Origin of the sequence: Sediminispirochaeta bajacaliforniensis DSM 16054 (genome assembly GCF_000378205.1) — a bacterium.
GTDB lineage: Bacteria > Spirochaetota > Spirochaetia > DSM-16054 > Sediminispirochaetaceae > Sediminispirochaeta > Sediminispirochaeta bajacaliforniensis.
The window spans coordinates 221,891-234,972 of the sequence record NZ_KB899408.1 but is presented as its reverse complement, the minus strand read 5'-3'; the positions used below and the strand labels follow the sequence as shown (position 1 = coordinate 234,972).

The 13,082-nt window shown below is 46.0% G+C and carries 13 protein-coding genes; 11 read left to right on the top strand and 2 right to left on the bottom strand.

The window, feature by feature from the left end; translation table 11 throughout:
* The first annotated feature begins 63 nt into the window (after positions 1-63).
* From F459_RS0104375 to F459_RS0104365, 3 genes are all read left to right on the top strand, one after another.
* On the top strand, positions 64-1,377 hold the full coding sequence (locus F459_RS0104375) for an ABC transporter substrate-binding protein (protein ID WP_020611518.1): 1,314 nt from the start codon (positions 64-66) through the stop codon (positions 1,375-1,377).
* A gap of 85 nt (positions 1,378-1,462) precedes the next feature.
* Positions 1,463-2,332 carry a carbohydrate ABC transporter permease gene (locus tag F459_RS0104370; protein ID WP_020611517.1) on the top strand — a complete coding sequence of 290 codons (870 nt, stop codon included), beginning with the start codon at positions 1,463-1,465 and terminating at the stop codon, positions 2,330-2,332.
* 14 nt (positions 2,333-2,346) lie between these two features.
* Positions 2,347-3,168: a carbohydrate ABC transporter permease gene (locus F459_RS0104365; RefSeq protein ID WP_020611516.1), complete on the top strand. Its 822-nt coding sequence runs from the start codon at positions 2,347-2,349 to the stop codon at positions 3,166-3,168.
* A gap of 30 nt (positions 3,169-3,198) precedes the next feature.
* Here F459_RS0104365 and F459_RS0104360 read toward each other — a convergent pair whose 3' ends face one another.
* Positions 3,199-4,926, bottom strand: coding sequence for a bifunctional metallophosphatase/5'-nucleotidase (locus tag F459_RS0104360; RefSeq protein ID WP_020611515.1), 1,728 nt, complete (start codon positions 4,924-4,926; stop codon positions 3,199-3,201).
* Between the two features lie 128 nt (positions 4,927-5,054).
* Between F459_RS0104360 and F459_RS0104355 the strand changes: the two genes are divergently transcribed.
* Positions 5,055-5,792 (top strand): GntR family transcriptional regulator, encoded by a 738-nt coding sequence (locus tag F459_RS0104355; protein ID WP_026294890.1) that lies wholly within the window; start codon positions 5,055-5,057, stop codon positions 5,790-5,792.
* A gap of 46 nt (positions 5,793-5,838) precedes the next feature.
* Here F459_RS0104355 and F459_RS0104350 read toward each other — a convergent pair whose 3' ends face one another.
* Positions 5,839-6,303, bottom strand: a complete 465-nt coding sequence (locus F459_RS0104350; RefSeq protein WP_020611513.1) for a GNAT family N-acetyltransferase — start codon at positions 6,301-6,303, stop codon at positions 5,839-5,841.
* 191 nt (positions 6,304-6,494) lie between these two features.
* Here F459_RS0104350 and F459_RS0104345 point away from each other — a divergent pair, with 191 nt between their 5' ends.
* From F459_RS0104345 to F459_RS0104315, 7 genes are all read left to right on the top strand, one after another.
* Positions 6,495-7,217, top strand: coding sequence for a hypothetical protein (locus F459_RS0104345; RefSeq protein WP_020611512.1), 723 nt, complete (start codon positions 6,495-6,497; stop codon positions 7,215-7,217).
* A gap of 266 nt (positions 7,218-7,483) precedes the next feature.
* Positions 7,484-8,101, top strand: a complete 618-nt coding sequence (locus F459_RS0104340) for a carboxymuconolactone decarboxylase family protein (RefSeq protein WP_020611511.1) — start codon at positions 7,484-7,486, stop codon at positions 8,099-8,101.
* 194 nt (positions 8,102-8,295) lie between these two features.
* On the top strand, positions 8,296-9,645 hold the full coding sequence (locus tag F459_RS0104335; RefSeq protein WP_020611510.1) for an ABC transporter substrate-binding protein: 1,350 nt from the start codon (positions 8,296-8,298) through the stop codon (positions 9,643-9,645).
* Positions 9,646-9,674: 29 nt separating this feature from the next.
* The gene (locus F459_RS0104330; RefSeq protein ID WP_245540075.1) at positions 9,675-10,643 is read left to right on the top strand and encodes a carbohydrate ABC transporter permease; all 969 of its coding nucleotides are present in this window, start codon (positions 9,675-9,677) and stop codon (positions 10,641-10,643) included.
* 13 nt (positions 10,644-10,656) lie between these two features.
* Entirely contained in the window at positions 10,657-11,466 is an 810-nt protein-coding gene (locus tag F459_RS0104325) for a carbohydrate ABC transporter permease (RefSeq protein WP_013253232.1), read from the top strand.
* 9 nt (positions 11,467-11,475) lie between these two features.
* Positions 11,476-12,165, top strand: coding sequence for an MBL fold metallo-hydrolase (locus tag F459_RS0104320; protein WP_020611508.1), 690 nt, complete (start codon positions 11,476-11,478; stop codon positions 12,163-12,165).
* Between the two features lie 12 nt (positions 12,166-12,177).
* Positions 12,178-12,936 (top strand): response regulator transcription factor, encoded by a 759-nt coding sequence (locus tag F459_RS0104315; RefSeq protein WP_020611507.1) that lies wholly within the window; start codon positions 12,178-12,180, stop codon positions 12,934-12,936.
* The last annotated feature ends 146 nt before the right edge of the window (positions 12,937-13,082 follow it).

Here is a 13,082-nt window from a genome sequence, read left to right as displayed (position 1 = left end):
AAATCTTCTTGTCACATATTGTCTATACAACTATACTCGCATTATCTACAAAGGAGGTTTTGTATGAGACAAAACAGAATGATACTGTTGGCTGCTGTATCGCTTCTGATCTCCGGCGGCCTTCTGTTTGCCGGAGGCAATCAGGAAGCTCCCAAAGAAGGATCGACACCAGATAAAATCGAGATTACCTTTACCCACGTGTTCAGCGGGGCCCGTGGCGAGGTAATGAAGGGCATTGTCGACCGGTTCAACGCTTCCCAGGATCGGATTGTGGTAAGCCAGCGGGATGTTCCCGGCTGGTACGGAGGGTTGCTTGAGCAGCTCCAGACCCTGGCTGTGGGCAAGCAGCTTCCCGAAGTGACCATCATGTCCCTGTCCGAGAGCACAACCATGAGGCGTCAGCTTGGTGCGGTATCGATGCAGCACTATATCGACCACGATGGGTACAATCTCGATCCCTTTATCCCGAGGATGCTCGACCTCGGCAGGGATGCGGCAACGGGAGAGCAGTTTGCCCTGCCCTTCGCCGTTAGCACACCCCTTATCTTCGTAAACCGCGATCTTCTTCGGGCAAAGGGCATCGATGCACCGGTACAGCCGGAAACCTGGGCCCAGATAAGGGAATGGGCAAAGAAGGTCTCCGACCCTGCCTCGGGAATCAACGGCATCGGTTTCCAGCTCGATTTTGATACCTGGCAGTTTCAGATCCTCCTCGATTCTTTCGGCGGCCAGATGGCGGATGTGTCAACACGAAAGGTCCTTTTTAATAAAGAAGCCGGTCAGCGCGTCATGGATTTCTGGCTCGGCATGATGCTCAAAGACGGAAGCTTTCCCAACATCACCGGATCGGAGGCTGCCGATAACTTCATCAACGGGAAACTTGGTATTATCGTGGCCACAACAGGCAACCTTCGAAGCTTTACCGAGAATGCACAATTCGATCTCGGTGTTCTGGAACTGCCCACGTGGGACGATCTGGAACGGAAGAATCCGAGAAGGATTGCCGGCGGAGGAAGCAATATCTTCATCCTTCCCTCCACCCCGGAAAAGCAGGAGGCTGCCTGGGAGTTTGTGAAGTTTGCCTTGAACGAGGAATCCATGAAAGCTATCACCGAAGGGATGGGCTACATGACCGCCCGCAAGGTAATGGCCGACCCCGATGGGCCCATGGCCGACTACATGGCAAGGTATCCCGACTCCCTCAGGGCTTACGACATGATCGACGATCTCGTAAATTGGTACAACTGGCCCCGTCAGGGAGCCAGGATTACCCAGACGCTCCTGGATAATATCATTGCAGCCTTCAATGAACAGAAAAGCGGGAAAGAGGCGCTCGACGACGCAGCCAACGCAACAATGCAAATCCTCGGCTGGTAGCAGACGCCCTGATTCCACATGACGACTTCTCCGGCCGATCACCAGTGTTCGGCCGGAAGTTTTTCCACATGTAAGGAAATTTGCAATGACCTATAAACGATGGGAACCCTATGCCTATATAGCGCCTGTCTTGGTGCTTTTTGCAGTTTTTTTCATCTTTCCCTTTTTCTATTCTCTTTTTATAAGCTTTAACGATTGGAACATCCTTACCGGAGGCAAGATCTTCGTGGGCCTGAAGAATTACCGAACGCTGTTTGCTTCGAAGATTTTTGGTCTATCGATCAGAAACACCCTCCTCTACGTGTTCACCCAGATGCCGTGTTCGGTCATCCTTGGATTCCTGTACGCGGTGCTTGTTGAGAAAAGCGGCCGCGCGAAGGTTGTCTACCGGCTTTTTTTCTTTATTCCGGTGGTGATATCGGTTTCGGCCGCAAGTCTCTCCTTTTTGACCATCTTTAATACCATGCACGGGCCTTTGAACACGTTTCTTAAGCTCTTCGGAATCACCGGCCCTAATTGGCTGAACGCTCCAGAGAGTGCACTTCCGGCAATTATCATCATCGGAGTGTGGCAGTCCTTCGGATATAATGTGATCCTTTATATGTCAGGGCTAAAACAGATCGATGGTCAGCTCTACGAGGCGGCGGATCTCGACGGTGCATCGGCATTGAGAAAAACGGTTTCGATAACCCTGCCGCTGCTCTCACCGGTAAGCTTTTTTGTTGTGGTGATCACAACCCTCTCTTCCTTTCAGGTATTTGCAACGGTGCAGATCCTCACCAACGGGGGACCGAACAACGCCTCAACGGTGTGGGTTTTCTATATCTGGCGGGAGGCTTTTCGCTACTTTGAAACATCCACCGCAAGCAGCGCAGCAACTTTGCTTTTCGTCTTCATGCTTGCCGCTACGTTCGTACTGGTTCGTCACTTTCAGAAAACCGTCTTTTATAAATAGGAAAGGAGATCGCGATGTACCATTCAAGATTTTCACGCCTTGTTCTTCATATTGTACTCGGATTAACCGCATGCATCGTCGTTTTTCCCTTTCTCTGGATGCTGACGGTTTCATTCTCAGAGCAAAGCAGTGTACTCAATCGCGTGCTGATCATCTTTCCTTCGACCTGGAATATCGAGGGGTATAAAGAGGTCTTTCGGCAAACCCCGTATTTCCGTTGGTTTCTCAACTCGTCCTTTATTACCATCCTTTTGACCACGTTACAGCTGGTCTTTGGTATCTTTGCGGCCTACGCCCTTTCGCGTTTCACCTTTCCCGGCAGGGAGCTACTCTTTTTTCTTGTTCTTTGCACCATGATGATTCCGCCTCAGGCAATTATGCTTCCCTCCTACATGGTTATCACCTCTTTCGGATGGGTAAACTCGTACTGGGGGTTGGTGATGCCCAACATAGCAAAGGGGTATGTCATTTTCATGCTCAGACAATTTTTTCTGCAAATTCCCCGGCAGCTTGACGAGGCGAGTCAGATCGACGGCTGCAACTCCCTGCAGACCCTTTATCACGTTTATCTGGTTTCAGCCCTTCCGGCGATTATCTCCGTTACCTTGATTCAGTTTGTCAGGAACTGGAATGATTACTACTGGGCCCTCGTGGTGATTACGGAAAAGCTGAAGCTGACCCTTCCTGTGGCCATCGTCACCTTTCGGGACGAGACCCTGGTGCGCTGGGTGCCTACCATGGCCGCTGCGGTCCTGTCGGTTATTCCGGTAGTACTACTCTACCTTTTCGGTCAGCGTTACTTTCTTGAAACAAATCTTGCCAGCGGGACGAAGTAGCGTATAGTGTTCGGCTTGCCGGACAATGCCTTAACCATTGTCTATGGCAAGCCGGCCGTCTATCGTAAAGCCGCTGTCGGGAGAGACCCCGTGTTCCCGGATATATGCCACAAGTTCATTTCTGACATAGAGCCCCGAATCGCTCCTTTTCATTTCCCGTAAGCTACAAAGCTCTTTTTCCGCAAAAGGAAGTGTATCTTCCCACACCTTGGCAAGCCCCTGCGCAAAGTTGGGCATGGCAATGGTGAAGCACTCTTCGAGGCAGACATCCAAGTAACGACCGTTAACGGTGATGCCCTCTGCAGTTCTGCTCTTACGATGAAGACGATAGCGAAGCTCACGACTGAAATGGAGAAATCCCCGTTCCAAGTGCGGCTCATCCTCCCTGTCGAGCCTCAGGGCGTTTTCCCGGACAATGCGATCGAGCGTCTTGCCGGTCAGCGTCAGATAGACGATGGAATCGGCATAGGGCATGAGACGATACACGTCGATGATGTTGACGCTATCCTTTCCCGCAGGGAAAAAGGTGATCATATTTGCCCCGTCGATGAGAAAAAGATCCACTCGGTAGCCGTGCTCCCTAAATCTTGTTGCCAGAGCATCGGTGATAAAATTTGCAGTGGGATGTTCGAAACTGTCCCGCAGGCTCTCATGTCGCTGCCGATCATAGTCGTCCGGAAGCCGCATGGCAGATAAGGGCCGACGTAAAGTGGGAAGGAAAACTCCGGGCTTTGATGTGGCAAATGCTCCATCAAATTCAGGACTACCGTCCCTTGGCCCGGTAGGAAAAAGCTCGGCACGAACAAGGCTTTTTGTTTCACCGATATGCATCTCTGCCCGGCCGAAGAAAAGGCCGTTATAACCTGCCTGAAGGATGGGAATCCCATGTACAAGATGCTTCGGTTCCATTCCGTGAATATTCAGCAGGTCATGGGTATGGCCACCTATGATGGCATCCACCTGCCTATGCTCCAGTTGCTGGGCCAGCTCGTAATCACCCATGATTTTAACCGTGGCAAAGGTGGAGCCGAGACGATAGCCGATGTGGCTGAGGATCAATACTACATCACACACCCCAGCAAGCTTTGCATGCATGTCACGCACCGATTCCAGAGGAGCGGCAATGGCAAACTCCGATCCATCCCGTGAACGTATCTGCCCCGGTGTCGTCAGACCGATAATACCGATGCGGAGTCCTTTGATAACGACCACTGCCGCGGGGAAAACCAAACCGTCGAGTTCTCCGTCATGGATGAGGTTTGCAGATAAAACAGGAAAGCAGGCATCCTGGGCAATCGCCTTTTCCAAGGTCTTGAGCCCCGCATCGAAATCATGATTTCCAAGTACCGTTGCATCGAGGCCGGCCAGGGCATAGGCCGTATAGGCGGGATGACAGATGAAATTCTCACCGTCGTAACCGGCGAGATGGTCCAGGGGAGAGCCAACAGCATCATCACCACCTGACAAAAAAAGAACCCCGGTATCATCCCGTTTTTCTGCAGCCTGTCGCTGGGACGCTACTTCGGCAGCTATCTTTGAAAATACAGGTCTGCCGCTATCATCACAGGAAAAATCGTAAACAGAACAGTGAAAGTCATTAATATGAACAATATGGAGGGTAAAGGGATTATCCTTCAAATTTTCTCTGCGCTCGGGAAGCTGCATAGCGTCAGCCTCACCAAAATTGCTGTCAACGGCGAAGAGCCTTCGATCAGAGTATTTCGTTCCATCTTTTGTATCGTATTCTTTTATTCCCATAGGATAGTACCCTGTTGCCACGTGCTCCGAAATCGAGCAGACAAATTGTATAGACAACTATAGTAACCTGAGGAAATTTTATTGTCAACAAGAGGAGGAGACGATAAAATGAGCACTGAGGTGATGCAGTGAAAATTGATCGAACAAGTCATGTACCGGTGTACTACCAAATTAAGGAAAGCATATTGGCGGAGATCTCAAGCGGAAGACTGAAACCTGGTGATAAAATTCTTTCGGAACCCCAACTCAAGGATAAATTCGGAGTAAGCCGCATGACGGCACGCAATGCCGTCACCGAGTTGGTGAACGAAGGATATCTGGTACGCAAGCAAGGCTACGGCACCTATGTGCAGAAACCGAGAATAGAAAATACCCAGGAAAAATTCCACGGGTTCAAATCGGACATGGAGGCAAAAGGTTTTACCGTCTTTTCCCGGATTCTGGAATCCAGACAAATAACCGCTCCCGATTTTGTCGCTTCGGCACTGGAACTGGAACAAGGGACAATGGTTTTCTGGCTCAAACGCCTTCGTTTTGCAAACAACGAACCCATTGTCATCCACGAAAGCTATGTCCCCACCGAATGCTGCCCCGATCTTCTTAACCATGATTTCGAAAAAGAGTCGCTTTACACACTCTTTACCACTACGTACAAGAAAATCATAGAAACGGCAGTGGAACACCTGGAAGCAACGGCCGCTGATGCCGAGACCGCGGCTCTTCTGGCAATTGAAAAAAAGGCCCCGATCCTATTCATCGATAGGACCTCGTATCTTAAAGAAAACATTCCTTTCGAATACAGCAGAAGCTGGTATCGTGGCGACCGATATATGTTCGATGTCACGTTACAGCGGCAGCAGGGGTGACAGGACCACCAGGATTCAGAACACTGATAGAATAGAAAAAGAGGCACTACTCGCGATGAGGCTTTATCTTGGCGGTTTTCTTGTATAATTGAATATAGTCGACTTTTGTAAAACCAACCTTCTTGTAGAGCTGCAAGGCAACCCTGTTCGACTTTTCCACCTCCAGACGGATCAAGGCCACATCGCCGCGGTAATGCGCCTCGACAAAAGCCAGGAACTCCTTTCCCAAACCCTGCTTTTGATACTCCGGAAGGATGTAGACCTCTTCGATCAGGAGAACAAGGCCGCCGGCCTCGTTGGAATAGGTAAAGGAGAGTAAGGCATAACCTACAACCTGCTGTTCCACCTCAAAGATATAGGCATCAGCATAGGGGCTCCCACCAATGATCACATCAAACGTCTTGTGGAAATGTGCATCGGGGATGTCATGCAACACGGCATCGGAGCGGTAGAACTGCCTCGACATGACAATATATGTATCTCGATCCTTGGCTTCAATTTTGCGTATCATGACATGACCTCTCAAATTGTTTGTACATCATCTTGCACAAAAAGTGTAGTGTTCCGAATCCTGGTGATGCACATGCCCCTCTGTCGGTAAAATTCTTGCTTTTTACCCACAGCATGGCCTTTATTTTGGTATTGCCATACCAAAATAAAAAAGTATATTATCGCTCAATATCATACAAAATGGAGATTAAAATGAAAAGGAATCTGTTTTTTGCCCTTTTAGCCGCAATCCTGTTTTCGAGTTGTTCGTCGCTCAGCACCATCAAAGACCCGGCGGCTGTTTCCCCGCTTGCAGTCATAACTGTTTACTCAAACAGTGAGATCGGCTGGTACCGCGAAGAGAAAAGCAATTCTGGCCTTCTGGACAATTTTCTTAGCAAAACCATAAACAAAGCGAAAAACGAAACGGTAAGCACACTGCTTTCCAGAGCCGACATCTTGGTAAATGATGCGGAGAAAAGTCTCTTAACCGCCTTCTCAACGGCACCGGTAAAGCTTGTTGAAAAGGAATCGATTGTCGAATCCTCGGTATATGTGTCAAAGTCCGAAAGCCAGCTTGAAAACGAAGGAGAATTTATCAAAGCCGATGGCTATAAAATTCTTACCCATAACGATGCATCATTTGCCGCACAGTTGAGCAAAGAAACAGGGGCAAACGGACTGGTCTATGTCAACTTTACCTTTAGTAAGCTTGTGCTCACCGGTATTGAAAAAAACGGAACATTAGGTGCAGGTGTGAGAATGAATATTACAATCACCGACAAGGCAGGAAAAATGCTCTTCGCAAAATCTTTTTACGAACAGAGTAAGAAATCGACTGCTGTTGTCGCCGGCGTTTATAACCCTCAGGCATTGTTGGATCTTTTTCCTCCTGTCATTGATAAAGTTTGTCAAGATTTTGCCGCAGAATTTTAAGTCGCCGTATAGTGCTCGGAGGTCAGGATTTGAGAGCCTCCTCCGGGTGCAGCTCTTTGCTTTTGTTTAACATCTCGACATTAGTCCGATCAAATGCTAAACCTTTTGTAGAGATTGGAATCCTGGTGGTGTGCATGCCGTTTTACCGGTGAAATACTTATTTTCATACCGGCGCTTGTTTTTTTCATAGTACAGCTTTTAGTTGGCTGCAGGAAAAGGAATTACGGCCCTCCAGCCACCAGGATTCGGAACAGTAGGAAATAAAAATGAAGCAGATGAAAGCCGAATCCCACAAACGGTTATTTCGGCACCGCTATGGTATCAGCGAACTTTTTTCGTCGAGTATAAAACTCTATCCGACCGTGTTTTATCTCATCCGCAACAAGAAAGCCCAGATTATTTCCAACGATCTTCGGAAGCGGCCTATGCTGGCGGTTACCGAAGTGAATGGTTGTGCAATTTGTTCCTATGCACATACGAAAATGGCGCTGGAACAGGGAATGTCGAAGCAGGAAATTCATGCGATGCTCTCTGCCGGCAATGAATTTGTCTCCGAAAGCGAAAGCAAGACAATTTTCTGTGCCCAACACTATGCCGATAGTTTGGGGAAGCCTAATTTCGAGGCTTCTCAGGTGCTTCTCCGTAGCTATGGAAAAAAGAAAAGCACTATGATTCTTTCTGCAATCACTGTGATGATGTACAGCAATATCTGCGGACTGCCACTGAGTGCTTTCATTTCGCGGCTCCGAGGCAAGAAATATGCTAATAGCACGCTTGTATATGAAATTGTTATGCTCCTATCGATTATTCCGATAAGCCTCATTGCCGCAATACCGGCGTTGATCAATCCAGTGCTCAAACGGCGCATGCAGCAGACCCGATAATTGAAGAACACAACAATATGCCCCTCTCAGGAAATACCGATAGTATCATACGTCCCTCCGTTTTCCGATTATGCAGCGAGAAGAATTCGATATAGAGCTGTGCTGTTTTTTAGATATTCTTGCCAGTTATCTAAGTTGTGCGCTGAAAAAAGCTCGCTTACCATCAAAGAAATAACAATTAGGAAGGAGTGTTTATGAAACGTTCAACAAGAAACATACTTGCTGCCTTTATTGTGCTGATCGCTTCGGCCGGCATGATTTGGGCAGGAGGGGACCAAGAGAATTCGGGAACGGCAAAATCCTCAAATGGCGAAGAAGACGTCATTGTCCTGCAAATGTTTTACCCGGTGCAGGTTGGAGGACCGCTAACAAAGCTTATTGAAAAGTTGGCATCTGATTTTCATAGTGTCAACCCCACCATCGTTGTCGAACCAATATATACGGGGAATTACGACGATACTGTCGTAAAAATCCAGACGGCAATTCAGGGAAACACTCCTCCGGATTTATTCTTGAGCTTGGCAACACAGCGCTTTTCTTTAGTTTCCTCCGATTCCATTATCCCCCTCGATGATCTTATTGCCATGGACGGTGGAGATGAGTACATAAATGATTTTTTACCGGGATTTATGGAAGACTCATTTGTGGATGGGAAAATCTGGAGCATTCCGTTTCAAAGAAGTACACAAATTATCTATTACAACAAGGACGCCTTTAAGGAGGCCGGACTTGACCCGGAAACACCACCCAAAAACTGGGACGAACTTGTTGCATATTCTCAAAAGCTCGTAAAGAAAGATGCTGCAGGAAATGTCATTCGCTGGGGGGTTGGGCTTGCCCAGCAGTCGGGGTCGGCACAATGGCAATTCGGTGGATTCTGCCTGGAAAACAGTAAAAACGGCGAAAACCTTATGTCAGACGATGGAAAGAAGGTTTTTTTCAATACTCCTGAAAATATTGAAGCGTTACAGTTTCAAATTGATCTTCAGCAAAAGTATGAAGTGATGCCCAAAGGAATCGTACAATGGACTGACCTGCCGGGGGCCTTTATTGAAGGCAAATATGGAATTATTTACCATACAACGGGGAACTTGGCGAACATTTCAAAGAATGCAACCTTTGATTTCGGAACAGGTTTCATGCCGGGGAACAAACGCTATGGGGCTCCAACCGGTGGTGGAAATTTCTACATCACCAAAGGGATTTCGAGAGAACGTCAGGAAGCTGCATGGAAATTCATTCGTTTTGCAACCTCTCCTGAACGACTGGCGCAGTGGAACATCGATACCGGTTACGTAGCACCACGGGCATCATCCTTTGAAACCTCCATCATGAAAAATTACTACGGCGAGCTTCCTCAGGCGGAAGTAGCGAAAGAGCAGCTCAAATATGCAAAGCCGGAGTTGACAACATACGACTCTGCAAGAATCTGGAGAATCTTCAACGACAATTATCAAGCCGCGATCATTGGTGATCTTACGGCCAAAGAGGCCCTGGATAAAGCCCAGGCAGAAGCTAGTCAAGTGCTAAAGCGATTCCAGTAGAAATTCTTTATTTTGAAAAATACGGCTGTATGGATATGGCCGTATTTTCTGTTTATAGCTTTCCGAAAAAGGACCGACTGGTGAAAAATAGAGCCCTCACATCACAACAAACAAAAAAAAGGAAACAAAGTTGGAAACGCGACGGGATAGCATGTTTGTTACTTGCGCCCTCTTTAATCTTCCTCACGATGTTTACACTTATTCCTATTGTAAAAAGCTTTTATCTTAGCCTGATGGACCTTCAATTAGGCATGAAGAAACCTATTTTCATTGGTTTGGACAACTATACATATTTGTTTTCCGATCCTCTGTTTTGGAAGGTGATGGGAAACACCGTGCTCTTTTCATTACTGACTGTTATCCCAAGCATGGTGCTGGGTCTGGCTCTCGCTCTCTTATTAAATATGCGGCACAAATTAACAGGTCTCTTTCGTGTTTCCTTTTTTTCTCCTGTGGTTATGCCCATGATTGCCGTTGCTAGTATCTGGATGTTTATTTACATGCCGGATGCCGGTCTTCTCGATCAGTTACTCAAATCATTCGGACTCCCCGGACAAATTTTCTTACAGAGGTCGGATACCGTTCTTCCCGCACTCTCTGTCGTCTACAATTGGAAAGAAGCTGGATTTCTCATGATCTTCTTCTTGTCCGGTTTACAGAATATCTCAACGGAGATGTACGAGGCGGCAAGAATAGATGGAGCACGAAAGTTCACTATATTCTGGAAATTGACGTTTCCACTACTCATGCCAACAACAATTTTCGTATCAACAATAGCGCTCACAGACTCTTTTAAACTTGTTGACCATATTGCGATGATGACAGAAGGAATGCCCAACAACTCCAGTACGACTCTTCTGTATTTCATTTATCAAAACGGCTTTACCTACTTCAATCAAGGAATTGCATCAACACTTACGGTCATACTATTGATCATCATGCTTATTGCAGCATCACTTCAATTTTTCACTGCGGACAGCCGGATACACTACAATTAAGGAGAGTCCTTCCATGCAGCTTAAACGTATAGTATTTTTCATATTGGCATCGGCATTCGCACTCTTATGGCTTATTCCCCTGATCTGGCTAATCGTTACCACCTTTACCGAACCATCATATTATATGTCCATCATCCCCAAAACTCCCTTTTCATTGCAGAATATTATCTACATTCTATCTGCTGCACCTTTCGGCAGATATTATGCAAATACCATTATGATTGTTGCAGGTATTTTTTGCGTGCAGTGTATAACGGTGACCCTTGCAGCCTTTGCCCTCAGTGTCATGAATTTCAGGTTTGAAAAACTTGTCTTTTTTCTTATCTTTGTACAGATCATCATTCCAAATGATGTACTTATCATGCCGAACTATTCAACAATATCTTCATTGGGACTCATCGATACAAAGCTGGCTATCATGATTCCTTTTTACTGCAGCGCCTTCGGCATACTGCTTCTTCGTCAAAGCTTCAAAACCATACCAATCGCTCTGTCCGATGCTTCAAAAATCGATGGATGTAATCTCATGCAGACTATCTGGAAGGTGTATGTACCATGCGCAAAACCAGCCTACGTCTCTTTCGGCCTTGTCTCTATCAGCTACCACTGGAATAACTATCTTTGGCCGGTGATCGTAACAAATTCCGTCAACAACAGACCACTCACTGTAGGGCTGGCTATTTTTGCAAAATCAAAAGAGGCGGTAATGCAGTGGTCGAATGTCTGTGCAGCAACATTCATTATCATCTTTCCGTTGCTTACGGCATTTTTATTTTTTCAAAAGCAGTTTATCAATAGCTTTGTAAGCTCTGGAATTAAATAGAAGGGACCTATGGAATTAAAGTTTTTCGGTTACGGTAGCGGATACAACCCCAAATGGGGGAATACAAACGCATATTTTCTACACCATGACACCTTTTATCTCTTGGATTGCGGTTTTACCACATTCTCCCGGATTATCGATCTACAACCGTTTCTTGAAGCAAAAAAGCTGATTATTATCATTACGCATCTTCATGCTGATCACATCGGTAGCCTGCCTATGCTCATTTCATATGCTTATAACAAACTGCGTATGAAGCCGCTTCTGATCTTTCCCCAGCACACTGTTCGCAGCCTTTTGACATTGACCGGTATTCCGAGTGATGAGTACGACCTGATACCCTCGCTTACCGAACCCAATCCCATACAAGCCTTTCCCCAGAAAGTAGTGCACTCGCCTCATATAGATAGCTATGGCTACATCATACATGCCGGAGATGAGACTATGTATTTCAGCGGAGACGCTGCTACAATACCAGATACCGTGGTAGAAAAGTTTTTTTCCGGGACGGTTGGCACAATCTATCAAGATGTTACCGAAGCCTATGGAGACAACCCCTCGCATGGAACACTTGAAAGGTTGAACGCTATATTTCCGAGAGCAGTAAGGAACCGTATCGTTTGTATGCATCTGGAAAGTGATTTTATCGATTTAATCAAACGTCACGGATATCGATTTGCAGAGACGGAAGGAGTGTAAATAGGTTTCCACATGTTCAAAGTAGTGATTGCCGACGATGAATACTATATTCTGCGAGAATTCGAGCATATCATCGATTGGGGAGCATATGGCTGCTCAATCGTCGGCTTAGCAAAAAACGGATCTGATGCAAAAGATCTCTTTATTAAACATAATGCACACATTCTCATTACCGATATCAAGATGCCGATTATAGACGGATTACAGCTCATAAAAGAACTCAGCGATATCGAACGGCATATTGAGTTTATTCTCATTTCCGGATTCAGTGATTTCTCTTTTGCGCTCACAGCAATAAAATATGGGGTATCGGACTACCTCTTAAAGCCTATCATTCCTGAAGAACTACAAAGCGCACTTATAAAAATCATAGGAAGGTTCAAGCAATTCGATTTTCACGAATCTCCAAATAGAAAACTTCAGTTACAATCTAATTGTAATCGATTTATAAAAAAAGCCTACGAATATGTTGAAAACCATTACCAAAATCCAATAAGCCTTCATGAAGTGGCTGAGTATTTAGGTATCAGTCAAAGTTATTTGAGTAAACTATTTGTTTGCAAACTGAAGATGCGTTTTACGCAATTTGTCAATCTGTACCGAATACGCATTAGCCAACAGTATCTAAAAGCTACTGATAAAACCATTGAAGATATTGCGGAATTAGTAGGGTATAGCGATTACAAATATTACTCTGTAGTCTTTAAAAGCATTACAGGTATGACACCAATTCAATTTAAACATGAAAAGAATTTTTTTGTGAACTCGTAAACGTAGGTCCATACTATTTGGAGGTAGATATAAAACTATTACGTATACGCCGCCTTGTTTATACAAAGCGGTACTTTTTAAAGCTTTCACTGATATACTTCATTATCTCCGTCTCGTTGGTGTTACTCTTTTCAATTGTCTTCGAT